The organism is Pseudomonas sp. MH9.2 (assembly GCF_034353875.1).
Classification (GTDB): domain Bacteria; phylum Pseudomonadota; class Gammaproteobacteria; order Pseudomonadales; family Pseudomonadaceae; genus Aquipseudomonas.
Genome location: NZ_CP133784.1, coordinates 1351110 through 1375333, shown reverse-complemented (window position 1 = coordinate 1375333; position 24224 = coordinate 1351110). Strand labels below are relative to the sequence as shown.

Below are 24224 nucleotides of genomic sequence, written 5' to 3'. Positions count from 1 at the left end.
GTATTTTTTATTTTGATCAAGCAGGCCTCATTCTGAACGTCAAAGCTGTACGCCCTGAGCTTGTCACCCTGATTGCCAGCTGTTTTTTGCTGTTCGGGTTCAACGTAACCCTGTGGCTGCATCTTTTTGCAATCACGGCTGCGGACTGGGAAGGCATCGCCATGCGCGTTGCCTTCGGCGTCATGGTGCTCTGCATTTTTAATATTGTGTTGACGTTTTTGGCGTTCAAACGTGTATTAAAGCCCGTCTTGATATTCTTGTTTTTGGTCAGTTCCAGCGTGGCTTATTTCATGAGCCAGTACGGCGTCATGATCGACACTGGGATGCTGCGGAATTTTGCTGAAACCAATGCCACTGAAGTGCGTGACTTGCTCTCGGTGAAGATGGCTGTGTATATCGTATTGTTGGGTATCGTGCCTTCTTTGATACTCTGGAAAACCACGATCAACTACCGTCGCTGGCACCATGATCTGATCAGTAAAGCCTTGGTCACCGTGGCCTGCACCGGGCTGATCGGTGTGGTCGCGATGGCGAACTATCAGGGCTTGTCTTCCTTGTTTCGCAATCATCACGAACTGCGCTTGATGGTGGTGCCGAGCAATTATATCGGTGCATCGGTGGGGTACTTGCGTGAGCAGGTCGTTTCGGCACAACGCCCGTTCGTGAAAATTGGCGAAGATGCCAAACGGTCAACCGGCTGGGACCTGCACACCCGAAAATCATTGACAGTACTGGTGGTGGGGGAGAGTGCGCGAGCCGAGAATTTCGGGATCCTTGGCTACAACCGCGATACAACACCGCAGCTTCAGAAAGAGAAGGGTGTGATCGCTTTCAGCGACGTACATTCTTGCGGGACCGAGACAGCTGTGTCGGTGCCCTGCATGTTTTCCAACATGGCGCGCAAGGACTACAGCGCCAGCAAGGCCAAGAATCAAGAGGGCGTTCTTGATGTGCTCAAGCATGCAGGGCTGAACGTTGTCTGGCGCGACAACCAGTCAGGCTGCAAAGGTACCTGTGATCGAGTCACCGTCCAGGACGTGAGCAAGCTCCAGGACCCGGTGCTGTGTGCCAATAACGAATGCCGCGACGAAATCCTTCTGCAGGGGCTGCAGCATTTTATTGATAACCTGGATCAGGACACGGTCCTGGTGCTCCATCAAATGGGCAGTCACGGTCCCGAGTATTTCAAACGCTACCCTAAGGCGTTTGAAAAATTCACGCCGGTATGCGAAAGCAACGCCCTGAATAATTGCAGTCGTGAAAGCATCGTTAACGGTTACGACAACACCTTGTTGTACACCGACCATGTCTTGGCCAGCTTGATCGATACCCTGCGCAGCAATCAGGGCAAGGTGGATACCGCCATGCTGTATATGTCCGATCACGGCGAGTCATTGGGCGAGTACAACTTGTACCTGCACGGCACGCCCTATCTGCTGGCGCCGGACCAACAGAAACATGTGCCGATGGTGGCCTGGTTTTCTGAGGCGTATCAACACGCGTTTTCGCTCAATGCGAACTGTGTGCAGCAACAGCGAAATGCGCCCTTGAGTCAAGACAACCTGTTTCACTCCATGCTCGGCTTGTTGCAGGTCGACAGCACCGTCTACGACCCCAGCCTCGATATGTTCGCGGGCTGTCGTGGGGTGATGACAGACGGTGTGCTGGCCAGTCAGTAGCGTTGTAATGGATACCTTTGGTTTTGGCTTTTGGCCGTTTATCTGCTGATCATTTATAAAGAGTCTGCTGGCCATGTCTGCGCAACCACCCCCACCCATTGATCGTGAATTTTCCAGGCGGCGCGAGCATGAACTCGCTCGGCACTCTCTGAAAAAACATCCTCTTGGGTTTTCAGGACAACTTGGCCATTGGCGTGATGAGCAATTGGCCAGGCACGCCTTGAAGGTGGCTGGCGACCCTGGGTTGGTTCTGGCTCTGCCCACGGGGGCAGGCCGTTTCTGGCCGGTACTGACCGAACATACCAATCGGGTGGTCCTGGCAGCGGACCCCTCCTTGGAAATGCTTGCCGTTGCCGAGGCCAGTTTTCCAGCTGAAAAGCTTAAACGGATCAAGACCTTTCAGACATCGCCGCTCTCTATCGACCTGTCAGCCAATGCGGTGGACTGCATTTTCTGTATGCGTCTGTTTCATCATGTCGCTGATAGTGATCAGCGCTCGGCAATCCTGCGTGAATTCCACAGGGTGACCCGTGACACCGTCATTGTGTCCTTGTGGGTGGATGGCAACATCAAGGCCTGGCGGCGCAAGCGTTTAGAGCGCGGTCGCGCGAGCGCTGAACCGATAGCCTCGAAGATGAATCGCTTTGTCGTAAGCCGGGCCGCTATAGAAGCTGAATTCGAACAGGCTGGTTTCCAGATCCTCGGCCATCATGATGTTCTGCCCGGCTATGCGATGTGGCGGGTTTATGTGTTGCGTAAATCATAAGTTTCAACCCGGTCATCGGTCGGGTTTTCATCGCAGGATTGCAGGAAGTTATTCAAGACTTGCAGTGCAGATGCGCGGTAACCGGTGAGGGCGATATATACTGCGCGCCATTCTTCAAGGGAGAGCCGTGTGGCCATTGATATTCACTGGATTCGCGACGACGCCAGCCTCGCCCAACATTGCCGCGAATGGCAGTCACTGCCCTTTGTCGCCCTCGATACCGAATTCATGCGGGTCGATACTTTTTACCCGATTGCCGCGTTGCTGCAGATCGGTGATGGTGCTCGCGCCTACCTGATCGATCCGTTGCTGATCAACGACTGGCGGCCAATGTGCGCGCTGCTCGAAAACCCCTCCGTGATAAAAGTGGTCCACGCCTGCAGTGAAGACCTGGAAGTACTCCTGCGTCTGACCGGCAGTCTGCCTGCGCCGCTGTTCGACACGCAGTTGGCTGCTGCGTACTTGAATCTCGGGTTTTCCATGGGGTATTCACGTCTGGTTCAGGAAGTGCTGGGGATCGACTTGCCCAAGGGCGAAACCCGTTCCGACTGGTTGCAGCGTCCGTTGTCCGAGACTCAGATCAGCTACGCTGCGGAAGATGCAGTGCATCTGGCTGAGGTCTACAGCATCCTGCAGCCCAAGCTGTCCGAAGAGAAACACGCCTGGTTGCTTGATGACGGTGCGGAGTTGGTCGCCAATCTGCGCCGCGAAACCGATCCCGACGAGCTTTACCGCGAAGCCAAGCTGGCGTGGAAGTTGTCCCGCTCGCAGCTGGCGGTGTTGCGCGAGTTGTGTGCCTGGCGCGAACGTGAGGCGCGGGCCCGCAACTTGCCGCGCAATCGGGTTATCCGCGAGCACTCACTGTGGCCCTTGGCCAAAACCCAGCCGGACAACCTTTCTGCGCTGGCAAAAATTGAAGATATGCATCCCAAAACCGTGCGACAGGACGGTGAGTTTCTGATCGACCTGATCAAGAAATCCGCCAGCCTGCCTCCTGATCAGTGGCCTCAAGCGTTGCCTGAGCCATTGCCTATCGAAGCTGCAGCGGTTCTGAAGACGTTGCGTGTTATCGGCCAGCAACAAGCTGAGAGGCTGAACATGGCCCCTGAACTGATGCTGCGCAAAAAGACCCTGGAAGCGTTGCTGAAAAGTGGCTATCCCAATGGTCCCTATCAATTGCCTGATTCGCTGCGTGGCTGGCGCCGCGAACTGATGGGCCAAGCGCTGCTCGACAGCCTTGCCTCTGCTGGAGAACAGCCTTGAAACGTATTTGCTCCATTTATAGAAGCCCGCGTAAAAACGAGATGTACCTGTACGTGCTCAAAAGCGATGCGCTCAAAAAGGTGCCCGCAGACTTGCTGATCGCTTTCGGGCCGCCGACCCATACGTTCGATCTGGTGCTTAGCCCCGAGCGCAAGCTGTCCCGCGAGGACATCAATCAAGTGCTTGAGAATCTCGACAAGCAGGGCTATCACCTGCAAATGCCGCCAGCAGAAGACGAGTACATCGAGCACCTTCCCGAAGAGCTGCTGCGCCGTAACGATCCTCTGTAAAGAGCCCTCGTCCGACACGTCGGCGCAGTGGACTGCTTCTTGAGTGCGACTGATATCGATGGGGGCTGCCCCCGTCGATAGACGCATGTTTTGTTTTTAAAGGTTTTGAGCCATGCGCGTTCTGATTGCTGAACACGATTACCCCCTTTACACCCAATTGCTGGGCCAGATTGCACCCGACCTGGAAGTCATGAGCACCGGCGATTCGGCCGAGCTGTCTCGAATGGCCGCAGACTGCCCGGTCTGGCTGGGGCAACCGGACCTGCTGGCCACCCTGTTGCGCCAGGGGCATACCCCGCAGTGGCTGCAATCGACGTGGGCCGGGATCACCCCATTACTGGCTGAAGGTCTGCCCCGGGAATACCGGTTGACCCGTGCCGTGGGCGTCTTCGGCCAGGTCATGGCCGAGTTTGTGCTGACTTACATGCTGGGCCATGAGCGTGAAGTGCTGGCGCGGCTGGTTAGCCAGGTCGAGCGCAAATGGGATAACCGATTGAGCCAGAGCCTGGCCGGGCGCAAGGCGTTGATTGTCGGTGCTGGCGATATCGGCCAGAGCGTGGCGCAGTTCCTGCTGCCGTTCGGCGTAGAGCTGTATGGCATTGCCTCTGCACCGCGTACCCAGGCACCGTTCGTTGAAGTGGGCGCTCTGACGGATCTGGATCGCCTGGTCGGCGAAGTGGATTACGTCATCAACCTGCTGCCAAACACCCCGGAAACCCACGACCTGTTCGACGCGAAACTGTTCGCAAAATTCAAGCCGACGGGCGTGTTTATCAACGTCGGGCGGGGTGTGGCGGTGGTTGATGCGGACTTGGTCGAAGCGTTGAAGGAAGGACACTTGGCGGGCGCGGTGATCGATGTCTGTCGTCAGGAGCCATTGCCGCAACGTCATCCATTCTGGACGGCCTGGGGCCTGTTATTGACAGGACATAGCTCGGCGCCTACTTCGCCTGCGGCGATGGTCCAGCTGTTTGTCGATAACGTGCGGGCATTTCAGGCGGGAGAAGCGTTGCGCGGAGAAGTGGACTTTTCCAGAGGTTATTAGGGCGCTGCGCAATTGTGTGAGAGCGAATCTATTCGCTCTCACACAGCCTGCACGCATATGTGCAATCGGTTTACAGGCTGAAATCGCCTTCGGCTGTCAGTTCCGACAGCGGACGACGCGGGCTTGGTGTTTCCCGGGCTTGCAGGTATTCCGCCAGGGTCGATTTGTCGCCGAGTTTGCCAATCGCAACCGCTGCGTGCAGGGCATAACCCTCAGGGATTTTCAATTCTTTGCGGGTCAGTTCCTGATCGAAGCCGGCCATACCATGCGTGTGCCAGCCGCTCAGGCTGGCTTGCAGGGCGAGGTGGCCCCAGGCTGAACCGGTGTCGAAGGTGTGCCACAGGGCTGGGGTTTCTTCCGTGGCGCCGGGCGCAGTAAAGGTGGTTTTCGAGATCACAATCACCAGTGCCGATGCATGCTGTGCCCAACCGCGGTTGAATTCATTGAGCAAGCCGAGGAAGCGCTCCCAGTTAGGTGTGTCACGGCGAGCATACAAGAAGCGCCACGGCTGCGAGTTATAGGCCGACGGCGCCCAGCGTGCGGCTTCAAAAAAGCTCAGCAGGGTTTCCTCGGGAATGGCCTCGCCGGTAAAGGCGCGTGGCGACCAACGATCGGTAAATTGTGGGTCGATCGGGTAATCGGCGATGCGGGGATTAATGCTCATGAATATCCTGGCTAAATGACAAAGGAATAGACAACTCAGCAGAGCGTTCATCAGGCCTTGCCGGGCGTGGCGAGATGGGCCGTGGACGGCAGGCATCGTCGAAATCAGGCTGATAAAAGTACTTTGCCGGTCGACATCTGACAAGTCCGGCCTTACCGACAGTCGCCAACGCTTGGCCCGCGTCTCTTGTGCCACTAGACTGGCGGCCTTTCATTCTTTGATGCTGATTGCCCAAACCCATGGCCGCTAAAGTCGAACCTTTCTGGATACGCAAAACCCTCGAGCAACTCGATCAAGACGAGTGGGAGTCGCTGTGTGATGGCTGCGGTCTGTGCTGTCTGCAAAAACTCGAAGATGAAGAGGACAACAGCGTCTATTACACGCGCATCGCCTGCAAGTTGCTGGACCTGAAAACCTGCCAATGCACCGATTACAGCAACCGTCGTGCGTCAGTGCCGGACTGCATTCAATTGACGCCAGGCCAGGCCGATGAATTCAAATGGCTACCACCGACCTGCGGCTACCGCTTGGTCAGTGAAGGCAAGGATCTGCCGCTCTGGCACCATTTGGTGTGCGGTGATCGCGACGCGGTCCACCATGAGCGTATCTCTCAGTCCGGGCGCATGCTCAGCGAGAACAGCGTGTCCGAAGACGATTGGGAAGAACACCTGATTTTCCGTGCAGGCTGACGTCGTCATGTTCAACAAGGAGTCGTAAGCCTGTGCGTTATCCACTGCCGTTGTCCTTGCTGTTGTTGCTGACTTTGCTGATGAGCACGCCGTTGCTGGCGGCGAAGAATGTTGATCTGGATTACTACGTCAAACTACTGCCCCAGAGCGATCAGGCTGAAGTGCGCCTGACCCTGTCGAAGGGAGAGGCGGTGCGCAGTCTTGATTTCGATTTGGGTAACAAGGGTGACTACAGTGCTTTCAAGGCTGACGGCGAGTGGCGGCCCAATGCCGGGCAAACGGTGGGTAGTCAACGCGGGGTTTGGCGGCCGGCCAGTGGCAAGGCAAGCCTGACTTATCGCGTGCGCATCAGCCATGCACACACGCCTGCAAGCCTGGCTTCAAGCAAGGTCGTGAGTTTCGACACACGGATGACCCCAGCCTGGGCGTTGATGCGCGGCGAGGATCTGGTGCCTCCGGCCCGACTTGATCAGCAGGACGGTACCCAGCTGGTCTCACGCCTTGAGTTCGAACTGCCTAGCGGCTGGGTCAGTGTGGAAACCGCTTGGCCACGCATTGGCAAAAATCGCTTTCGGATCGACAATATTTCGCGGCTGTTTGATCGCCCCACAGGATGGATGTTGGCCGGTACCCTTGGCAGCCGTCGCACCCGCTTGGGCGAAACCGATGTCACGGTGACCGCCCCGCAGGGCCAAGGCATGCGCCGAATGGACGTATTGACGATGCTGACATTCGTGTGGCCGCAGCTGCAAGCGGTGTTTCCGCGTAATCCGCTCAAGCTGTTAGTGGTGGGAGCTGCTGACCCGATGTGGCGCGGGGCGACGGCGGGTAATAACTCCATTTACCTCAACAGCGCCCGGCCGGTGGTCAGCGAAAGCGGGACCAGCCCGTTGGTGCGCGAATTGGTTCATGTGTTTAGCCGAATCAATGGCAACCCGCGCAGCGAATGGATCGGCGATGGCTTGGCCGAGTATTACGCCATTGAGTTGATGCGCCGAGCCGGGGGCATGAGCGAAGAGCGGTATCAAACCGTACAAGCGAATATGACCAAGGTCAGCCGCAAGGTGACGACCCTGCGCGGTGAGCGGATCAGCGCGGCGGCTGTTGCTCGGGCCGTGTTGCTATTGCAGGAACTGGACCGCGAAATTCGCCAGCAGACCCGCAACGAGAAGTCGCTGGATAACGTCAGTCAGGGCTTGATGCGCCTCGATACCGTGAGTACCAAAGAATTCATCCAGCTCAGTGAAAGCGTGATCGGTGGGCCATCCACGGTGTTGGCGAGCGGGTTGTTGCAGTAGACGCGTTGCGCGCTCTTCGCACATAAACTCGCTCCACCAGAGCAGGAGCTCCGAGGGCGCGAATTCATTCGCGAAAGCGGCAAGTCCGGCGCGGCAAGGTTTGAATCAGACCCCGGCTTTCGAACGCTTCAACGAATCATTGCCGGTCACCGCCGCCGCTTCAGTCGCAACCTCAGCATTGGTTTTCAGCTGGCTCAGCTTTGCGCCGGCGCGTTCGATACGTGAACGGGCCTTGTTCATGTCGCTGCGGCTCTGTTCGATCAGGCTTTTTGCCGCGCAGTGCCCGGTGATCCCGCGCGCCAGCACCGCGCCGCCAACGGCCAACTGGACCAAACCCAAAAAGCCGCCACGGCGCAGACCTTTACCCATCATCAGTACGCCACCCGCCAAAGAGGCCGCGCGCTCCCAGCCTTGCACGTTTTGCTGGGGCTGAGTCTCGAAAGGAGTGGAGTCAATGCGTTCGCTACCTGGGATGTCGCTCATGATCGTTCTCCATGATGAGATGAGGTGAGTTCATTAAAGCTGACTGCCCCCGGACACAACTGTTCAATCGGGAGGGGCGTCATCGGTCGCCGGGTGGATTCAGAACTTGGGGCCGGACCGGGTGTTGTTGCCTTTGGCCATGCGGTCATACAGCACGACATTGACGGTGGCAGCCAGGTTCATGCAGCCTGTGGTGGGGATGTACACGACGTCTTCGCACCAGTCACGGATGCTTTTATCCAGCGTCCCGTCTTCAGGGCCGAAGATGTAGATAGCGCGATCCGGGTGCGTGTATTCAGGCAGCGAGCGGGCGCCCTCGACCAGTTCCACGGCGACCGGCACGCAGCCTAGAGGCAGGATTTTCTTCAGATCGTCGATGCCGATCAGCGGAATGTCTTGATGGACTTTTTTGGTGTCGGTGATGAAATCACGGGCACGCTCATAGCGTTTGCCGGTGTAGAACACCGAAGCCACGCCGTAGCAACCAGCCGCACGCATCACCGAACCGACGTTTTCCGGGGATTTTGGGTTATACAAACCAATGCAGCTGTACCGTTTATTCGCCACGTGCCGGTGCTCTTGAAGGAAAGCTGGCGATTATACGGCATAGATGATCGTTCCCACGCAGAGGGTAGGGCACGATCATCGTTTACAGGCTACTCGTCTTTCTTCATCAACCCCGCCAAGGCGGCGAAGGGGTTGTGGGTGGCTTTGGCAATCTTCGGACTGCTGGTCGAGCCTTCGGAGAAATACTGCTGATCGGTGTACCGCGAGTGTTCATTGTCGTGGCAGTACAGGCACAGCAGTTCCCAGTTGGAGCCATCCTGGGGGTTGTTGTCGTGGTTGTGATCGCGGTGGTGCACGGTCAATTCGCTCAGGCGCTTGCCTGCGAATTCACGAGCACAACGTCCGCAAACATGGGGGTACATCTTTAACGCTTTGTCGCGATAACCCATCTCACGGTCGCGCTGGTTATCGGCCAGAATGCGGTCCAGCTTGGCGGTGTGGGAGGGTGGGTTGGCCGAACTCATGGGTTTCACCTGTTTTACTGATCGGTAATGGATGCAAGTCTAGCGCTTTGCTGCGTGATCAGCCTTTGAGTTTTTCCGCGATCCAGATAGTGTGCCGGGTGCCCTTGTTACCGTGGGCGAACACCTGCACCTCTTCAGCCTTGAAACCGGCTTTACGCAGCTTGTCGGAAAACTTCTGGTCGGCGCTGGCCGACCAGACCGCCAGGATGCCTTTAGGCCTTAGCGCCTGGGCGCAGGCGCTAAGGCCGCCAGACGAATAGAGCCAGCTGTTGGACTTCTGCGTCAGCCCTTCAGGGCCGTTATCAACGTCGAGCATGATTGCGTCGAAGCCCTGGGGCTCGCTTTTGAGTACCTGAGCGACATCCTGAACGACAATTTTGGCCCGTGGATCGAGCAATGGATTACCCGACTTTTCGCCCAGCGGCCCACGATTCCACTCGACCACGCCAGGCACCAGCTCGGCGACCACGACTTCAGCGTTTTTGCCCAGGTGCTTGAGCGCAGAGGCCAAGGTGAAACCCATGCCCAATCCGCCAATCAATACCCGTGGAAGCACACGATGGGTGACTTTTTTACAGGGGATTTCGGCGAGCGCGTCTTCGGAGCCGTGCATGCGCGTGTTCATCAACTGGCCGCCATCGCCGCCCTGAATTTTTATCACGAAATCTTCACCGTACTCGAACAGGCACAGGGCACCGCCGTTATCGGGAATCGGAGTGGTGTCGAGCAGAACGAAACGTTTCATTGAGAACTCATTGAAAGACAGCTTTTTGAGAGGGCAACTTTGTCGCGCAAGGAGTAGCCTGAGCCTGACGAAAATTGCTTGGCATCGGAGGCCATTGATGAAGCGCTCTATTCTAACGGCGATTGTCCTGGCGACGCTCTCGGTAACTGCCGTTTGTGCAGACAATCTGCAACCTGTTCCCACGACACCGGCCCCCGGTTCGCCGGGTACAGCAACGCCGACGCCCTATCCGCAGGTGATGCCGCCCAGCATCCCCCGAGTAGGTGGGAACGACGGCAATGCGCCGTTGCTGCCAAAAATAGAAATGCCGCGCCCGCCCAAGGACCAGCCGCTGCCGGGTCTTGAGCAAAACGGCAAGCACCCGGAAGACTCGTCGCAAAAAGACAGCACGCAAAAAAGTTTGTAGCGATCAGACCTGCTGCGCAAGCAGTTGTCCGTCGACCATGCGCAGGCGTTTGGACAATGCGACGGCAATCGCGCGAATGATTTTTGCGGCAATTTTGGGTGCGTCGTTGAGCATTTTATCCAGCGAGTCCTTGCCCATATTCAGCAAGCAGCAAGGGGTGGCCGCGAAGCAACTGGCTGAGCGGCGCTCACCGTCAAGCACCGCCATTTCGCCGAACGCGCGACCTTTACGTAGGTTGGCGATCTCGATCGATTGCCCATCACTGTTGAGTTTGCGCACCGAGACCCTGCCGGAATGGATGATGCACATGAAACTGCCAGCATCGCCTTCCTTAAATATATCCTGACCTTGCTCGATGGTGCTGATACTGAAATAGCCCGCTGCCGCCTGAAAGTCGGCAGGTAGCAAGGTATTGAACAGACCGCAGTCCATCAGCATGTCGCGGATTTCATTGTTCAGGGAGGTGGGTTCTGACATGGCTCGACAGTCTTTTTTTTGGTTGGAGAAGGGGGGCGATGGAAAGGGCCTGCGACGCAGACCCACTTCTAAGACCCATCAAACGCTGGGAGTTCCCTCGGTCAAGTGCAGTACTTTTAAAACAAACGCGTATTCCAGCGCCACGTCGCGCAGCCCTTGATAACGACCGCTCATACCTCCGTGTCCTGCACCCAGTTCGGTCCTGAGCAGCAACAGGTTGTCGTCGGTCTTGTTGGCGCGCAATTTTGCCACCCACTTGGCCGCTTCCCAATATTGCACGCGGGTGTCGTTGTAACCGGCAATCACCAGGGTCGCCGGGTAAGGTTGGGCGCTGACATTTTCATACGGCGCGTAACCCTTGATGCGCTCATACACGTCTGCTTGCTCCGGGTTACCCCATTCGTCGTATTCTGTGACGGTCAGCGGCAAGTCTGGATCGAGCATGGTGTTCAGCACATCGACAAACGGTACTTCGGCAATCGCCACCTTGAACAACTCCGGGCGCTGATTAAGCACCGCGCCGATCAACAAACCACCCGCGCTGCCGCCACTGATGATTAATTGCCCGGCTGTGGTCAGGCCGTTGTCGATCAAATGTTCGGCGCAGGCAATGAAGTCGCCGAAGGTGTTTTGCTTGTGTTCTTGCTTGCCGTCGCGATACCAGGCTTCGCCCAATTCGCCGCCACCGCGCACGTGGGCAATGGCGAACGCGATGCCGCGATCAAGCAGGCTCAAGCGCGCATGGGAGAACCACGGATCCAGGCTTTCGCCATAAGCGCCGTATCCATAGAGGTACAGGGGCGTCGAGCTGCCCTGAAGTTCTCGCTTGACCACCAGGCTGATCGGCACCTGCGTGCCATCGGCCGCAGTTGCCCACAGGCGTTGGCTGACGTAGGCGTCGGGGTCGAACGGGCCTAACACCGGGGTTTCCTTGAGCACCACCTGCTCACCCGTGGCCAGCGTCAATTGGCGCACCTGCGACGGGCGATTGAGCGATTGATAACGCAGGCGAATCGTTTCGCTCTTGAACTCCAGCGTGTCCTGCACATACAGGCTGTACGCGGCATCGGGCAATTGCACGCGATAAGACGGAAGACCTTGGGGATGCACTTCAATGATCGGCAGACCGCCTTCGCGCAAACTCAGGCTCATGCCTTTGGCATTGAGGCTCAACCCTTCAAGCATCACCGTGTCGCGATGAGCGATCAGGGTTTGCCAGTCTTCACGGGAGGGTGCGCCGCTGGCTTTTTCAGCCGCCTGATACAGGGCGAAGTTGATACCGCTTTGGTTGCTGCGGATCAGCCAGCTCCATGCACCATCGATTTGGCCGTGGTCCGGGAAGTACTCATGACCTTCGACGCGCGGCGCCAGGCAGATAAACGCCTGATCGGGCTTTTCCGCGTCCAGCACCCAGGCCTCGCTGGTGGTTTTGCTGCTGAGTAACAGTACCAACTGCCGCTCGGAACTGGTGCGGTAGCAATTGAGGAAAAAGCGCCCGTCCGGTTCGTTGAAAACCAGGTCCGCCGAGTCCTTGCCCAGGTGATGGCGATAGAGTTTGTGCGGGCGATGGGTATCATCCAGTTCGCCAAAGAACAGTGTCTGGCTGTCGTTGGCCCAGGTCATGCTGCCATCGCAATCCTCGAAGGGAAGATGGGTGACCTGGCCGCTGCTCAGTTCTTTGACGTAGAGCTGATAGACCTCTTCGCCGTTGGTGTCGAGGCTGTAGGCCAGGCGCTGATGGTCGGGGCTGATGCTGAACGCGCCCATCGAGAAAAAACCGCCAGCGGCCAGCACGTTGGGGTCAAGTAACAATTGTTGTTGCTGTTCATCAATAAACAGAGAGTCGTCCGTCGGACGCGGGCAGCGGTAGTGCCGTGCGTATTCGTCGCCCTCGGTGGTGCGCGTGTAATACAAAAACGGTCCCCATGGAGAGGGCAGCGACAGATCGGTTTCGAGAATGCGGCTCTTGATCTCCTGGAACAGGGTTTCGCGCAGGGCATCCTGGTCGGCCAATTGCGCGTGCAGGTAATCGTTCTCGGCTTTGAGGTAGTCCAGAACCTCTTCGGCGTCGCGGTTGTGCAACCACGCATAAGGGTCGGAACCCGTGTCTTTACGAGCGATCGGCGCGGTGGGGCGGGTGGCGGATGAAGGCATGCGGGGCTCTCTATAAAAATAATCGGGCCGTGAAAGACCTTGATTCAGCCGAGGATTGCCGCTGGGTGGCAACCGATTACTGACACCAGGGAGGCCGGGTCAGCGAAAAGCCGTTATCATAAGCGCCTCTTTGCCTGGCTTACCACGAACGTCATGACCGAGAACGATTATCTAACTGCTTGGGGCCTTTACGCTTTTGCTGCGCTGGGCTGCCTGTGGGTGTGGTTCAAGCTGACTGGGTGGATGTGGCGCTGGCTGCGCGAGCCGCTGCGGGTCCTGGGTGCGGTTTTGCTGTTCAGTCCGACCATCATCGACCCGGTGAAGGAAAAATTCGCCCCGGCAGTCGCAATCACCGCGCTGGATCTGGCCTTCAAGGTTGGCAACAACGTCTGGCGAGCGGTGTCGGATCTGGCCATGTACGCCATGATCGCCTTTGGCCTTTACCTTCTTTTTGTGCTGGTGCGCTGGCCGCTGGAAAAGCGCCGCACAGCCCGTCAGCCTCAGGCCGGGACCGAGCCGTCAACGCCTGCGCAGAGCGACGATGACGAACCCTTTGCTCCGGTTGACGGTGATCGTTATGGACGTAAACCCGCAGCGGCTCCCGGCAGCAGCGCCAGCAGCCGTATACGGGTTGAACCGCGCCTGTAGAACTTCCGCTTCGTTGGCAAATGCGCCTCGCCTTGAGGCCGGCGCGACCTGTATTGCTGAACGTATTGAAGCGAGAGTTTAAGCATGTGTGAATTACTGGGCATGAGCGCCAACGTACCGACCGATATCGTGTTCAGCTTCACCGGGCTGATACAACGGGGTGGACGTACAGGTCCGCATCGGGATGGCTGGGGCATCGCCTTTTACGAAGGCCGTGGCCTGCGCCTGTTCCAGGACCCGGCCGCGAGCAGTGAGTCGGAAGTCGCGCTGTTGGTGCAGCGCTACCCCATCAAAAGCGAAGTGGTCATTGGTCATATCCGTCAGGCCAATGTCGGCAAGGTCTGCTTGTCCAACACCCATCCCTTCGTCCGTGAATTGTGGGGCCGTAACTGGTGCTTCGCCCATAACGGTCAGTTGGCGCAACTCAATCCACGCGCAACGTTCTACCGGCCGGTAGGTGATACCGACAGCGAGTCGGCCTTCTGTGATCTGCTCAACCGGGTCCGTGAAGCCTTTTCCGAGCCGGTCGAGATCGAGCAGCTGCTGCCTTCGTTGGTCGAAGCGTGTGCCGAGTATCGCAGTAAAGGCGTATTCAATTGCCTGCTGAGTGATGGCGACTGGCTGTTCTGTTTCTGTTCGAGCAAGCTGGCGCACATCACTCGGCGTGCGCCGTTCGGCCCGGCTCGCCTGAAAGATGTCGATGTGATCGTCGATTTTCAGGCAGAAACCACCCCCAATGACGTGGTGACGGTGATTGCCACCGAGCCGTTGACCGAAAACGAGACCTGGACGCGTTACGAGCCAGGGGAATGGAGCCTTTGGCGCCGCGGCGAGTGCGTAATCCAGGGCCGAACCTGAAAGAGAGGGACCTATGCTGCGAAGCTATCTGCGATTGGTATTGTTCACGGTGGGTCTGTTGCTCGGTGTGCAGATTCCGGGATTCATCAGCGATTACAGCAAGCGCGTGGAAGCGCACTTGATCGAGGCGCAGCAAAGCCTCAAAGGCTACTCCGACACTGCCGAACGCTTCTTCAAGGGCGATTTACAGGCGTTGGTCGCGCATTACCGTAGCAGTGAAGACCCGGTGTTTCGCAGTGATGCCGACAGCCTCAACCTATTGCTGACCCGCAATCAGTTGCTCGACCGCGAGTGGCAGGCCTTGCAGGGCCCTTGGTATGCCAAGGCCTGGCATGTGGTCTCTGCCGCCAATCCGGACATTCGTCGGGAAACCTTCAATGCCTACACGTACCAAGTCCTGCTGGTCCCGGAGGTCATCGCCTGGGGTATCGTCTGCGCCTTGCTGCTGGCGCTGGTGGTGGAGAGCTTCTTCCTGCTGATCGGCTGGGTGATCAATGGCGGACGACGCAAGCCGTTACTGAATCGGGATCTGCGCTAAACCCTTCTGCGTCATCGGCTTGTCAGGCAGCGAAGGCCTGCCTGACAAGCTCCATCACTTTTTCTTATCCCTGCACCTTGGTTTTATTCGTTGGACGCCCTGTCCGATTACACTCAAAAATGTGCTCTACAGAGGCCAGTTCCTCAAAACTTCAACGCACACAGGACATTCCCTATGGGCCGCCTGTTATTGAATTGCGATATGGGTGAGAGCTACGGCGCGTGGACCATGGGTCTCGACGCTGAAGTGATGCCGTTTATTGATTGCGCCAATATCGCCTGCGGCTTCCATGCCGGAGACCCTGGGATCATGCGAAAAACGGTGAGCCTGGCCTTGGCCCATGACGTCATGATCGGTGCCCACCCGGCGTACCCGGATCTGGTGGGCTTTGGTCGGCGCTCAATGGTCTGTACCCCGGCTGAAATCCAGGACTTGCTGCACTATCAGATCGGTGCGCTGGACGGCATTTGCCGGGTACAAGGTGGCCGCGTTCGCTACGTCAAACCTCATGGTGCGATGTACAACGACATGATGGCCAGCCCCGAGCAGTTGCGTGCCGTGATCCAGGCCATCGCCCGCTACGACGCGCAATTACCGCTGATGCTGATGGCCACTCGCGACAACAGTGCTGCGCAAGCGCTGGGTGATGAATTCGGCGTGCAGTTGTGGTTCGAAGCCTTTGCCGACCGCGCCTACGACAGCGCCGGGCGCCTGGTGTCACGGCAACTACCGGGCGCCGTGCACCATGACCCTGAAGTCATCATCGGCCAGGCCCTCACGCTGTCCCGTGGTGACCCCTTGCGTGCCAGCGATGGCAGCGAACTGCACTTGAAGGCCGATACCCTGTGTGTGCATGGCGATAACGCCAGTTCGGTGAGTGCCGTACAGCGCATCCGCCGGGCGTTGGGTGAGCAATCAGCGTCATGACGTTGCGCATAGAAGTGGTGGCCATCGATTGTTTGATGGTGCGTCTGTTCGATGCCATCGACGAAGCGAATATGCCGTGGATGCTGGCCGCCAGTGCACGTTTGCGTGAACGCTTCGCCAGCCACTTGATTGATCTGGTGCCGTCCTACACCACCTTGATGGTCCATTACGACCTGACCCGGTTGAGTCCGGATCAGGCTCGGGAATTGATTCATCAGGCGCTGGCCGATCTGGCGCCTGATCCGCAGGCCATCGGCAAACGCCATGTGTTACCGGTCTGGTATGACCTGAGCGTCGGCCCGGAACTGACGTTGTTGGCCAGGCGCAGCGGTTTGAGCATCAGCGAGGTCATTGCGCATCACAGTGAGCGCGACTATCAGGTGTTTGCCCTGGGGTTCGCGCCTGGGTTCGCGTTTATGGGGCTGGTCGAAGAAATCCTTGCCGCGCCACGCCTGAACACACCGCGTAAGCGTGTGGCTGCCGGTAGCGTGGGCATCGCCGAGCGTCAGACCGCCGCTTACCCCGTGGTGTCGCCGGGTGGCTGGAACCTGATCGGCCGTACTCCCAGCAAATTGTTCGACCGCCAACGCGAGGGTTACAGCTTGATGCAACCGGGTGATCGAGTGTGCTTTACCCCCGTCGATCATGCCGAATTCGTGCGCCTGGGCGGCGATGACACGCCGTTGGAGGTGCAGGCATGAGTGCCTTATTGATCGAAGCCAGCACCCCGTTGTGCCTGCTGCAGGATGCCGGACGCTTTGGTGTTCGTCATTTGGGCGTGACCCAAGGCGGGGCGGCGGATTGGGTCTCGATGTCCTGGGCGAACAAGCTGCTGGGCAATCAGCTGGACGCGGCGGTGATCGAGGTGACGCTGGGCGGCTTGACCCTGCTCGCCGAACAGGATTGTTGCCTGGCGCTGGCGGGTGCCAATCTCGGCGCGTTGCTGGGCAGTCGGCCGCTGGCACCCTGGCGCAGTTTTTTCATGCGCAAGGGTGAGCGTTTACGCTTTACCCAACCGATCCTGGGTGCACGGGCTTATCTCGCGGCTCCCGGAGGCTTCGATGCGCCATCGGTGCTCGGCAGTTGCGCTACGGTCGTGCGTGAAGAACTGGGCGGGCTGGATGGAATGGGCAAAGCACTGGCCAAAGGGGATCACCTGTCTTACGCCGGTTCGGCGTTCGTCCTGCATGCTCTGCCGGATCATTTGACCCCCGACCTCAACCTGAACAGTTCATTGGACGTTGTGCTCGGCGCACAAATTGGCCAGTTCAGCGGCTTGAGCCTGTTCGATGCCTTCAACAGCGAGTGGATCCTCGACAGCCGTGCCGACAGGATGGGCATTCGTTTATTGGGACCGGAACTGGTTTATCAGGGCGCGCCGCTGATCTCCGAAGGCATCCCGCTGGGCGCGATTCAGGTGCCGCCGGACGGGCAACCGATTGTGCTGCTCAATGACCGGCAAACCATTGGCGGGTACCCAAGACTTGGGGCGTTGACCCCGTTGGCATTGGCCCGACTGGCCCAATGCCTGCCGGGCGCACCTGTCAGTCTCAAGCCGATTGTGCAGACAGCAGCGCATCAGCAGCATATGGAGTATGTGCAGCGTTTTCAGGGTTGAGGGTGAAACTAATGGCCTCTTCGCGAAGAGGCCATGGATCAGGCAGCTATTTCGCCAAAAACCGCATCCCTTCTTCCAGCCCACGCAAGGTTAGCGGAAACATCTGATCGTCAATCAGATCGCGCACGATGTTGGTCGAGGCGGTGTAGTTCCAGGTGTCTTTGGGGTAGGGGTTGATCCAGATGAGCTTCTTGTATTTTTCCTTGAAGCGCTGCATCCACCGATAACCCGGCTCTTCGTTCCAGTGCTCTACGCTGCCACCCGCCTGGGTGATTTCGTAGGGCGCCATGGCCGCGTCGCCGATAAAGATCACTTTGTAATCGGCACCGTATTTGTTCAGCAAGTCCTGGGTGGCAGTGCGCTCCGCGCTACGGCGCAGGTTGTTCTTCCACACCGATTCATAAATGAAGTTGTGGAAGTAGAAATACTCCAGGTGTTTGAACTCGGTCTTGCACGCCGAGAACAACTCTTCGCAGGTTTTGACGTGAGCATCCATCGAGCCACCGATGTCGAACAGCAGCAACAACTTGATGGTGTTGCGCCGTTCCGGGCGCATCTGAATGTTCAGCAGGCCCGCATCACGGGCGGTGTGGTCGATTGTGCCGTCGATGTCGAGCTCTTCAGCGGCGCCTTGACGGGCGAATTTACGCAAACGGCGCAGCGCAATCTTGATGTTGCGCGTGCCCAACTCGACCTGATCGTCGAGGTTCCGGTACTCGCGCTGGTCCCAGACCTTGACCGCTTTGCCTTGACGCTTGCCGGCATCACCTACGCGGATACCTTCCGGGTTGAAACCGCCTGAGCCAAATGGGCTGGTGCCGCCAGTGCCAATCCACTTGTTGCCGCCCGCGTGGCGTTCTTTTTGCTCTTCGAGGCGTTTCTTGAATTCTTCGATCAGCTTGTCCAAGCCACCCAGGGTCTGGATCTGCGCGCGTTCTTCGTCGGTCAAGGAGCGTTCGAACTCCTTGCGCAGCCAGTCTTCAGGGATCAGTGCCTGGAGATGATCATCGAGCTTTTCCAAGCCGTTGAAGTAGGCGCCGAACGCCCGGTCGAACTTGTCGAAGTGGCGTTCATCCTTGACCAGAATAGTGCGGGCGAGAAAGTAGAACTCGTCCATGTCAGCGAAGGTCACCCGCTGTTTCAGCGCATTGATCAGATCGAGCAGCTCGCGCACAGACACCGGCACCTTGGCTGCACGCATTTCATTGAACAGGTTGAGCAGCATGGCGATCGCCCTTATTCGTGCTTAGCGGTTGCCGCGACGGCTCATGAACGCCAAGCGCTCAAGCAATTGCACGTCCTGCTCGTTCTTGACCAGGGCTCCGGCCAGCGGCGGGATGGCCTTGGTGGGATCGCGTTCGCGCAGCACCGCTTCGCCGATGTTGTCGGCCATCAGCAGTTTCAGCCAGTCGACCAGTTCCGATGTGGACGGTTTTTTCTTCAGTCCGGGGACTTTACGCACGTCGAAGAACACATCGAGGGCTTCGCTGACCAGATCCTTTTTGATGTTCGGGTAATGCACATCGACAATCTTTTGCAGGGTGACGCGGTCCGGGAAGGCGATGTAGTGAAAGAAGCAACGACGCAGGAAGGCGTCAGGCAGTTCTTTTTCGTTGTTCGATGTAATGATGATGATCGGGCGTACTTTCGCTTTGATCGTTTCATCTATCTCGTAAACATAGAACTCCATCTTGTCGAGTTCTTGCAACAGGTCGTTAGGGAACTCGATGTCGGCCTTGTCGATCTCATCGATCAGCAGGATGACCCGCTCTTCGGCCTCGAAGGCTTCCCACAGCTTGCCCTTCTTCAGGTAGTTACGTACGTCGTGGACTTTATCCACACCCAACTGCGAATCACGCAAACGGCTGACGGCGTCGTACTCGTACAGGCCCTGATGCGCTTTGGTGGTGGATTTGATGTGCCAGGTAATCAACCGGGCGCCGAAGGATTCGGCCAGTTGTTCGGCCAACATGGTTTTGCCGGTGCCAGGCTCGCCTTTGACCAGCAGTGGCCGCTCCAGAGTGATAGCAGCGTTGACCGCGAGCTTCAGGTCGTCAGTGGCGACGTATGCGCTGGTGCCTTCGAACTTCATCTAAAAATCCTCGAACGGTATCGCCTGAAACGGCGCAAAAAAAGGTACTTAATGTGCCGACTATACCGCGCAGGCCGGGCGACTGTGAACGCAGAGGCGCCATTCAGTCTCTGAATGGCGCGTCACGATTTGACTGGGTCAAGATTAGATCAGCCATTGTTTAAGTCCTGTCCCCGTTGAAAAAAGCACTAATCCACCTTGGCTACTGTGTTTTGCTGTTGTCATAGCGGGTGTTGAACGCCTGAATGAAGGCGTTGCGCAGGATCTGCAGGAATGCCTGAAAGCCGCTGATGTCTTGTTGGTGCACGCTGCCACTGAGTTCTACGCGGGTGGCGAATTGGTTTTTGCTTTGGTTCTTCAAGACGGTTTCGCTGGTGCCGACCACTGCCTCCCAGATCGAGCGGAAGAAGCTTTTGTTCTGGTTCTCGACATCCTGCTGCCAGTTGAACACCTCGACATCGCGCAGCAGCGGTTTGATATAACCGCTGAGCTTGCCCTTGTTGGCCTGGGCTTCGATCACCACGTCACCGCTGCCGGCATTGAAGTCGAATTTGCCGTAGGCCGAAGCGAAGTCGTTGAGGCTTTTAAGTTCTATCCCGATCGAACGGAGGCGGAAGTCGAAGTCTTCAAAGTTACTGAATGGATCGAATGTGGCCGAGGTTTCCAGCGGTGCGTTCCCGGGTAACAGGGCTTTGCCCTCAAATCGGGCTTCGTGCATGCCTTTTTCGTCGGCGATATTGGTCAGGTTGAACAGGCTGGCGTTCACGTGATCGGCTTCGATCTTCACGTTCGGCGTCGAGTTGAAATTATTGAAGGTGATGCGCCCGTCATCTATACGTACTTCGTTGAGAGTGATAGGCAACAGCTTGTTCAATTGGGCGCGCCAGTCGGTGCCTTGACCGGTCTGCGAAGCCTGTTTGTTGGTGCCGCCGTCGACGAAGTTCAGCTCGGGTTTGATGAAGACCACCTGGGCCACCACGGCACGGTCATACCATAACGAATGCCAGCTCACCGCCAGGTCGATGACCGGCGCATTGACGAATGGCACGGGCACCTTGCCTTGCACCTTGACGATACTCAGCCCATTGATTCGATACGCTCCACGCCACAGGGCCAGATCGACGTCGGTGACCTGGCCACGGTAGTCGCCCATATTGGCGAGCTTGTCGTTCAAATAGTGACGCACCAGATAGGGCAGGGCGATGTCTGCGGCAATCAGCACGACCACGATTCCCGCAACGGTCCAAAGTGGCCAGCTATAGCGACGTTTCATGTTGAGGGTGTCCTGTTCAGTAGAGCTGTTGACTGTCTGGCACGGCATCCGTTCGCTACGACTGGACGCACCCCTGCTGGCGGCATACGCTTTGATTTTTTCAAGCACGTGCAAAGGATACCGCCATGAGCCGCATCTACGCTGACAATGCCCATTCCATCGGTAACACGCCATTGGTGCAGATCAACCGTATCGCACCGCGCGGGGTCACTATCCTGGCCAAGATTGAAGGGCGCAACCCCGGATATTCGGTGAAATGCCGAATCGGCGCCAGCATGATCTGGGACGCTGAAAGCAGTGGTAAGCTCAAGCCGGGCATGACCATCGTCGAGCCGACTTCAGGCAATACCGGGATCGGTTTGGCTTTTGTGGCGGCGGCCCGGGGTTACAAGCTGGTGTTGACCATGCCTGCGTCGATGAGCATCGAACGGCGCAAGGTGCTTAAGGCATTGGGCGCCGAGTTGGTGCTGACCGAACCTGCCAAGGGTATGAAAGGCGCCATCGAAAAAGCCGAAGAACTGGTCGCCAGCAATCCGGCCCTCCATTTCATGCCCTCACAGTTCGATAACCCGGCCAACCCGGCGATCCATGAGAAGACCACGGGTCCGGAGATCTGGAACGATACCGACGGTGCCATTGATGTGCTAGTGGCGGGTGTGGGTACCGGTGGCACGATTACCGGGATTTCGCGTTATATCAAACACACGGCGGGCAAGCCGATTCTGTCGGTGGCGGTCGAGCCCATAGGTTCGCCGATCATCACCCAGACGCTGGCTGGTGAAGAAATCAAACCTGCTCCGCACAAGATTCAGGGGATCGGTGCCGGTTTCATACCCAGGAATCTCGACTTGTCGATCATTGATCGGGTCGAACTGGTCAGCGATGAAGAGTCCAAGGCCATGGCGTTGCGCCTGATGCGCGAAGAGGGGATTTTGTGTGGTATTTCATGCGGTGCAGCGATGGCCGCGGCGGTACGCATGGCCGAAACCCCGGAAATGCAGGGTAAAACCATTGTCGTGATCCTGCCCGACTCCGGTGAGCGTTACCTGTCGAGCATGTTGTTCAGTGATCTGTTTACTGATCAGGAAAATCAGCAGTAGCCCATTTTGGTCTTAGGTCGCTTTGTACCCGGCCCGTGAAGGCTTATGATGGCCGGCTTCCAACCCGCTGTGCGCGCATTTTGCAAAGACGGAATGCGTGAGCGGTTGTTCCCCGAACAGCCGCTTTCAGTATCAGATAATTAAAACAGTGCCGCGGCGTGCAATTAGTTGTCCATTTTCAAGGAGAGTTTCATGACCTTTTCTTTCGCCGCCAAAGCCTCGATTTTGATGCTTTTCGTAGGAAGCACGTTGTATGTGCATCTGCGGGGTAAAGCGCGACTGCCATTGCTCCGCCAGTTCGTCAACCATTCCGCGTTGTTTGCCCCCTATAACGCCTTGATGTATCTGTTCTCCGGCGTGCCTTCGAAGCCTTATCTGGACCGCACCAAATTTCCTGAGATGGACGTGCTCAAGGACAACTGGCAAGTCATTCGCGAAGAAGCCATGCACTTGTTCGACGAGGGATATATCCGCGCTGCCGAGAAGGACAACGACGCCGGTTTCGGTTCGTTCTTCAAAAAAGGCTGGAAGCGCTTCTACCTCAAGTGGTACGACACCGCTTTGCCGTCGGCTGTGCTGTTGTGCCCCAAGACCGTCGAACTGGTGAATAGCATTCCCAACGTGAAGGGCGCGATGTTCGCGCTCTTGCCAGGTGATAGCCACCTCAATCCCCATCGCGACCCGTTTGCCGGCTCGCTGCGTTATCACTTGGGGCTGTCGACGCCAAACTCGGATGATTGCCGCATTTACGTCGATGGACAGGCGTATGCCTGGCGCGATGGCGAAGATGTGATGTTCGATGAAACCTACGTGCATTGGGTCAAGAACCAGACCGAAACCACCCGTGTGATTCTGTTCTGTGATGTCGAACGCCCTCTGCGCTCTCGGCTCATGACCCGCATCAATCGTTGGGTCAGCAGAGTCTTGGGGCATGCCACGGCGCCGCAGAACACAGATGATGAACGTGTCGGCGGGATTAACCAGGCGTATGCCTACAGCAAGCGTTTTAGCAATGGCATGAGCTCCAGCGTCAAACAGTTCAAGCGTCGTCACCCCAAGGCCTACCGTGTCATGCGTCCGGTATTGGCGGTGATCGTTCTGACCTTGCTCGGCTATTGGCTGTTCGGCTGATACAACGTCGGACGGGTGTTTGTGTTTCGCACGCCTGACGCAGGTTAATGCTCACCTGCTGAAGCCTTCGCCATTGCGACAGGCTTCAGCACCAGCCACAGCGCTACCGCAATCAATACGCCGCCATACAGATGAGCCCACGACAGCGGTTCATCGAGAAACAGTGCGCCCCACAGTACGCCGAAGGGCGGGATCATGAAGGTCACGGTCATCGAACTGAGCGGGCCAATGTCGCTAAGCAGCCGAAAGAACAGGATGTAGGCGAACGCGGTGCACACCAGTCCCAGTCCGAGTAACGACAGCCACACGCTGCTCCCGCCCCAACTGGCGGGTGGATGGCTGATGACGCTGTAGCCGAATAGCGGCAGCAATAACAGCGTGGCGCCGAGCATGCTGCCGACGGTGGCGAGCCTTGGGTCGAGCCCACCTTGCTGATCGAGCCAGCGGTGAGCGAGGAAGCCGGCGAAGCCGTAGCTTGTCGTTGCCAGCAAACAGGCCAGAGCGCCGGTCAGCAGCTCCCGATTGAAAGCCACGGGCCCCGCACGGGTCAGGATGCCGACACCGAACAAGCCGAGAAACACCCCCGCGATTTTCACCGGGGACAGTTTTTGGCTGAAGAACAACCCACCAATCAATACGCCCATCAGCGGCGTCGTTGCGTTGAAAATCGATGAATAACCGGCGGGTAATACTTGAGCGGCTAATGAATACAAGGTCGCGGGCAGCCCGGAGTTGATCATCCCCAGCAGTAGGCAGATTTTGAATTTGCCGCGAAAATCCCAATCAATCCGCATCAGCCAGAGGATCACCAGCAAGCCGCCAGCGGCAATGGATACGCGAAAAAATGCCGTCGGTACGGTGCCGAGCACGGGTGCGATGATCCGCATGAACAGGAAGCTGGCGCCCCAGATGGCGGCGAGTGCTAATAAACGCAGGGTGTCGGCGGGTCTCAAATCCAGCTCCAGGCCGGTGGTCGGGGCGAGAGTGTCGCTGGGGCGGCGGGCTGAGCGCAACCGAGAGCGGAAAAATACGCTTCTCCTATGCCTGTC

27 protein-coding genes are annotated in these 24224 nt (G+C 57.6%); 16 read left to right on the top strand and 11 right to left on the bottom strand.

What is annotated here, in order from left to right:
• Window positions 1–29 precede the first annotated feature (29 nt).
• From RHM55_RS06375 to RHM55_RS06355, 5 genes are all read left to right on the top strand, one after another.
• Window positions 30–1679, top strand: coding sequence for a phosphoethanolamine--lipid A transferase (locus RHM55_RS06375; RefSeq protein WP_322182766.1), 1650 nt, complete (start codon window positions 30–32; stop codon window positions 1677–1679).
• A 73-nt stretch (window positions 1680–1752) separates the two neighbouring features.
• Window positions 1753–2445 carry a class I SAM-dependent methyltransferase gene (locus tag RHM55_RS06370; protein WP_322180322.1) on the top strand — a complete coding sequence of 231 codons (693 nt, stop codon included), beginning with the start codon at window positions 1753–1755 and terminating at the stop codon, window positions 2443–2445.
• Window positions 2446–2574: 129 nt separating this feature from the next.
• The gene (gene rnd / locus RHM55_RS06365) at window positions 2575–3708 is read left to right on the top strand and encodes a ribonuclease D (protein ID WP_322180320.1); all 1134 of its coding nucleotides are present in this window, start codon (window positions 2575–2577) and stop codon (window positions 3706–3708) included.
• Window positions 3705–3998: a YcgL domain-containing protein gene (locus RHM55_RS06360; RefSeq protein WP_219064233.1), complete on the top strand. Its 294-nt coding sequence runs from the start codon at window positions 3705–3707 to the stop codon at window positions 3996–3998. The genes rnd and RHM55_RS06360 overlap by 4 nt, the downstream gene beginning before the upstream one ends.
• A 112-nt stretch (window positions 3999–4110) precedes the next feature.
• A complete protein-coding gene (locus RHM55_RS06355) occupies window positions 4111–5043 on the top strand; it encodes a D-2-hydroxyacid dehydrogenase (protein WP_322180317.1) in 933 nt (310 codons plus the stop codon).
• Window positions 5044–5113: 70 nt separating this feature from the next.
• Here the strand turns inward: RHM55_RS06355 and RHM55_RS06350 are convergent, their stop codons facing one another.
• Window positions 5114–5707 (bottom strand): nitroreductase family protein, encoded by a 594-nt coding sequence (locus tag RHM55_RS06350; RefSeq protein WP_322180315.1) that lies wholly within the window; start codon window positions 5705–5707, stop codon window positions 5114–5116.
• Window positions 5708–5946: 239 nt separating this feature from the next.
• On the opposite strand from RHM55_RS06350, the gene RHM55_RS06345 reads away from it, so the two are divergent.
• A complete protein-coding gene (locus RHM55_RS06345; protein ID WP_219064230.1) occupies window positions 5947–6396 on the top strand; it encodes a YcgN family cysteine cluster protein in 450 nt (149 codons plus the stop codon).
• 80 nt (window positions 6397–6476) lie between these two features.
• Window positions 6477–7694 (top strand): hypothetical protein, encoded by a 1218-nt coding sequence (locus tag RHM55_RS06340; RefSeq protein ID WP_322182764.1) that lies wholly within the window; start codon window positions 6477–6479, stop codon window positions 7692–7694.
• A gap of 105 nt (window positions 7695–7799) precedes the next feature.
• Here the strand turns inward: RHM55_RS06340 and RHM55_RS06335 are convergent, their stop codons facing one another.
• The 4 genes from RHM55_RS06335 to RHM55_RS06320 form a co-directional block, all read right to left on the bottom strand.
• Complete coding sequence (locus RHM55_RS06335) at window positions 7800–8177, bottom strand: DUF2892 domain-containing protein (protein ID WP_322180313.1); 378 nt, start codon at window positions 8175–8177, stop codon at window positions 7800–7802.
• A gap of 99 nt (window positions 8178–8276) precedes the next feature.
• Complete coding sequence (locus tag RHM55_RS06330; protein ID WP_219064228.1) at window positions 8277–8744, bottom strand: RNA methyltransferase; 468 nt, start codon at window positions 8742–8744, stop codon at window positions 8277–8279.
• A gap of 89 nt (window positions 8745–8833) precedes the next feature.
• Complete coding sequence (locus RHM55_RS06325; RefSeq protein WP_219064227.1) at window positions 8834–9208, bottom strand: YajD family HNH nuclease; 375 nt, start codon at window positions 9206–9208, stop codon at window positions 8834–8836.
• Between the two features lie 58 nt (window positions 9209–9266).
• Entirely contained in the window at window positions 9267–9953 is a 687-nt protein-coding gene (locus RHM55_RS06320; RefSeq protein ID WP_219064226.1) for a spermidine synthase, read from the bottom strand.
• Window positions 9954–10050: 97 nt separating this feature from the next.
• Between RHM55_RS06320 and RHM55_RS06315 the strand changes: the two genes are divergently transcribed.
• Window positions 10051–10359 (top strand): hypothetical protein, encoded by a 309-nt coding sequence (locus RHM55_RS06315; RefSeq protein ID WP_322180310.1) that lies wholly within the window; start codon window positions 10051–10053, stop codon window positions 10357–10359.
• Between the two features lie 3 nt (window positions 10360–10362).
• On the opposite strand, the gene RHM55_RS06310 is transcribed toward RHM55_RS06315, so the two are convergent.
• Window positions 10363–10836 (bottom strand): cyclic nucleotide-binding domain-containing protein, encoded by a 474-nt coding sequence (locus RHM55_RS06310; protein WP_322180308.1) that lies wholly within the window; start codon window positions 10834–10836, stop codon window positions 10363–10365.
• Between the two features lie 78 nt (window positions 10837–10914).
• Complete coding sequence (locus RHM55_RS06305) at window positions 10915–12990, bottom strand: S9 family peptidase (RefSeq protein ID WP_322180307.1); 2076 nt, start codon at window positions 12988–12990, stop codon at window positions 10915–10917.
• A gap of 153 nt (window positions 12991–13143) precedes the next feature.
• Here RHM55_RS06305 and RHM55_RS06300 point away from each other — a divergent pair, with 153 nt between their 5' ends.
• From RHM55_RS06300 to RHM55_RS06275, 6 genes are all read left to right on the top strand, one after another.
• Window positions 13144–13638 (top strand): MFS transporter, encoded by a 495-nt coding sequence (locus tag RHM55_RS06300; protein WP_322180305.1) that lies wholly within the window; start codon window positions 13144–13146, stop codon window positions 13636–13638.
• Window positions 13639–13722: 84 nt separating this feature from the next.
• The gene (locus RHM55_RS06295; protein ID WP_322180303.1) at window positions 13723–14496 is read left to right on the top strand and encodes a class II glutamine amidotransferase; all 774 of its coding nucleotides are present in this window, start codon (window positions 13723–13725) and stop codon (window positions 14494–14496) included.
• A 13-nt stretch (window positions 14497–14509) separates the two neighbouring features.
• Window positions 14510–15034 (top strand): DUF2937 family protein, encoded by a 525-nt coding sequence (locus RHM55_RS06290; protein WP_322180301.1) that lies wholly within the window; start codon window positions 14510–14512, stop codon window positions 15032–15034.
• 174 nt (window positions 15035–15208) lie between these two features.
• The gene (locus RHM55_RS06285; protein WP_322180299.1) at window positions 15209–15961 is read left to right on the top strand and encodes a 5-oxoprolinase subunit PxpA; all 753 of its coding nucleotides are present in this window, start codon (window positions 15209–15211) and stop codon (window positions 15959–15961) included.
• A complete protein-coding gene (gene pxpB, locus RHM55_RS06280) occupies window positions 15958–16662 on the top strand; it encodes a 5-oxoprolinase subunit PxpB (protein ID WP_322180297.1) in 705 nt (234 codons plus the stop codon). The genes RHM55_RS06285 and pxpB overlap by 4 nt, the downstream gene beginning before the upstream one ends.
• On the top strand, window positions 16659–17579 hold the full coding sequence (locus tag RHM55_RS06275; protein ID WP_322180295.1) for a biotin-dependent carboxyltransferase family protein: 921 nt from the start codon (window positions 16659–16661) through the stop codon (window positions 17577–17579). The genes pxpB and RHM55_RS06275 overlap by 4 nt, the downstream gene beginning before the upstream one ends.
• A 46-nt stretch (window positions 17580–17625) precedes the next feature.
• Here the strand turns inward: RHM55_RS06275 and RHM55_RS06270 are convergent, their stop codons facing one another.
• From RHM55_RS06270 to RHM55_RS06260, 3 genes are all read right to left on the bottom strand, one after another.
• Window positions 17626–18804, bottom strand: coding sequence for a VWA domain-containing protein (locus RHM55_RS06270; protein WP_322180293.1), 1179 nt, complete (start codon window positions 18802–18804; stop codon window positions 17626–17628).
• A gap of 21 nt (window positions 18805–18825) precedes the next feature.
• Entirely contained in the window at window positions 18826–19671 is an 846-nt protein-coding gene (locus tag RHM55_RS06265; RefSeq protein ID WP_219064215.1) for an AAA family ATPase, read from the bottom strand.
• Between the two features lie 202 nt (window positions 19672–19873).
• Window positions 19874–20944, bottom strand: coding sequence for a DUF748 domain-containing protein (locus tag RHM55_RS06260; protein ID WP_322180290.1), 1071 nt, complete (start codon window positions 20942–20944; stop codon window positions 19874–19876).
• Between the two features lie 125 nt (window positions 20945–21069).
• On the opposite strand from RHM55_RS06260, the gene cysK reads away from it, so the two are divergent.
• Together cysK and RHM55_RS06250 are read left to right on the top strand one after the other, a co-directional pair.
• Complete coding sequence (gene cysK / locus RHM55_RS06255; RefSeq protein ID WP_322180288.1) at window positions 21070–22044, top strand: cysteine synthase A; 975 nt, start codon at window positions 21070–21072, stop codon at window positions 22042–22044.
• Window positions 22045–22236: 192 nt separating this feature from the next.
• Window positions 22237–23175, top strand: coding sequence for an aspartyl/asparaginyl beta-hydroxylase domain-containing protein (locus RHM55_RS06250; RefSeq protein WP_322180285.1), 939 nt, complete (start codon window positions 22237–22239; stop codon window positions 23173–23175).
• A gap of 44 nt (window positions 23176–23219) precedes the next feature.
• On the opposite strand, the gene RHM55_RS06245 is transcribed toward RHM55_RS06250, so the two are convergent.
• Window positions 23220–24128 (bottom strand): DMT family transporter, encoded by a 909-nt coding sequence (locus RHM55_RS06245; RefSeq protein ID WP_322180283.1) that lies wholly within the window; start codon window positions 24126–24128, stop codon window positions 23220–23222.
• Between the last annotated feature and the right edge of the window lie 96 nt (window positions 24129–24224).

Excerpts from the sequence above, each read along its gene's own strand:
- pxpB (WP_322180297.1), top strand. The coding sequence starts at position 15,958 with ATGACGTTGCGCATAGAAGTGGTGGCCATCGATTGTTTGATGGTGCGT.
- RHM55_RS06320 (WP_219064226.1), bottom strand. The coding sequence starts at position 9,953 with ATGAAACGTTTCGTTCTGCTCGACACCACTCCGATTCCCGATAACGGC.
- RHM55_RS06370 (WP_322180322.1), top strand. The coding sequence starts at position 1,753 with ATGTCTGCGCAACCACCCCCACCCATTGATCGTGAATTTTCCAGGCGG.
- RHM55_RS06340 (WP_322182764.1), top strand. The coding sequence starts at position 6,477 with ATGAGCACGCCGTTGCTGGCGGCGAAGAATGTTGATCTGGATTACTAC.
- RHM55_RS06265 (WP_219064215.1), bottom strand. The coding sequence starts at position 19,671 with ATGAAGTTCGAAGGCACCAGCGCATACGTCGCCACTGACGACCTGAAG.
- RHM55_RS06250 (WP_322180285.1), top strand. The coding sequence starts at position 22,237 with ATGACCTTTTCTTTCGCCGCCAAAGCCTCGATTTTGATGCTTTTCGTA.
- RHM55_RS06300 (WP_322180305.1), top strand. The coding sequence starts at position 13,144 with ATGACCGAGAACGATTATCTAACTGCTTGGGGCCTTTACGCTTTTGCT.
- RHM55_RS06345 (WP_219064230.1), top strand. The coding sequence starts at position 5,947 with ATGGCCGCTAAAGTCGAACCTTTCTGGATACGCAAAACCCTCGAGCAA.
- RHM55_RS06275 (WP_322180295.1), top strand. The coding sequence starts at position 16,659 with ATGAGTGCCTTATTGATCGAAGCCAGCACCCCGTTGTGCCTGCTGCAG.
- RHM55_RS06315 (WP_322180310.1), top strand. The coding sequence starts at position 10,051 with ATGAAGCGCTCTATTCTAACGGCGATTGTCCTGGCGACGCTCTCGGTA.
- cysK (WP_322180288.1), top strand. The coding sequence starts at position 21,070 with ATGAGCCGCATCTACGCTGACAATGCCCATTCCATCGGTAACACGCCA.
- RHM55_RS06335 (WP_322180313.1), bottom strand. The coding sequence starts at position 8,177 with ATGAGCGACATCCCAGGTAGCGAACGCATTGACTCCACTCCTTTCGAG.
- RHM55_RS06295 (WP_322180303.1), top strand. The coding sequence starts at position 13,723 with ATGTGTGAATTACTGGGCATGAGCGCCAACGTACCGACCGATATCGTG.
- RHM55_RS06290 (WP_322180301.1), top strand. The coding sequence starts at position 14,510 with ATGCTGCGAAGCTATCTGCGATTGGTATTGTTCACGGTGGGTCTGTTG.
- RHM55_RS06325 (WP_219064227.1), bottom strand. The coding sequence starts at position 9,208 with ATGAGTTCGGCCAACCCACCCTCCCACACCGCCAAGCTGGACCGCATT.
- RHM55_RS06305 (WP_322180307.1), bottom strand. The coding sequence starts at position 12,990 with ATGCCTTCATCCGCCACCCGCCCCACCGCGCCGATCGCTCGTAAAGAC.
- RHM55_RS06260 (WP_322180290.1), bottom strand. The coding sequence starts at position 20,944 with ATGAAACGTCGCTATAGCTGGCCACTTTGGACCGTTGCGGGAATCGTG.
- RHM55_RS06270 (WP_322180293.1), bottom strand. The coding sequence starts at position 18,804 with ATGCTGCTCAACCTGTTCAATGAAATGCGTGCAGCCAAGGTGCCGGTG.
- RHM55_RS06355 (WP_322180317.1), top strand. The coding sequence starts at position 4,111 with ATGCGCGTTCTGATTGCTGAACACGATTACCCCCTTTACACCCAATTG.
- RHM55_RS06285 (WP_322180299.1), top strand. The coding sequence starts at position 15,209 with ATGGGCCGCCTGTTATTGAATTGCGATATGGGTGAGAGCTACGGCGCG.
- RHM55_RS06350 (WP_322180315.1), bottom strand. The coding sequence starts at position 5,707 with ATGAGCATTAATCCCCGCATCGCCGATTACCCGATCGACCCACAATTT.
- RHM55_RS06310 (WP_322180308.1), bottom strand. The coding sequence starts at position 10,836 with ATGTCAGAACCCACCTCCCTGAACAATGAAATCCGCGACATGCTGATG.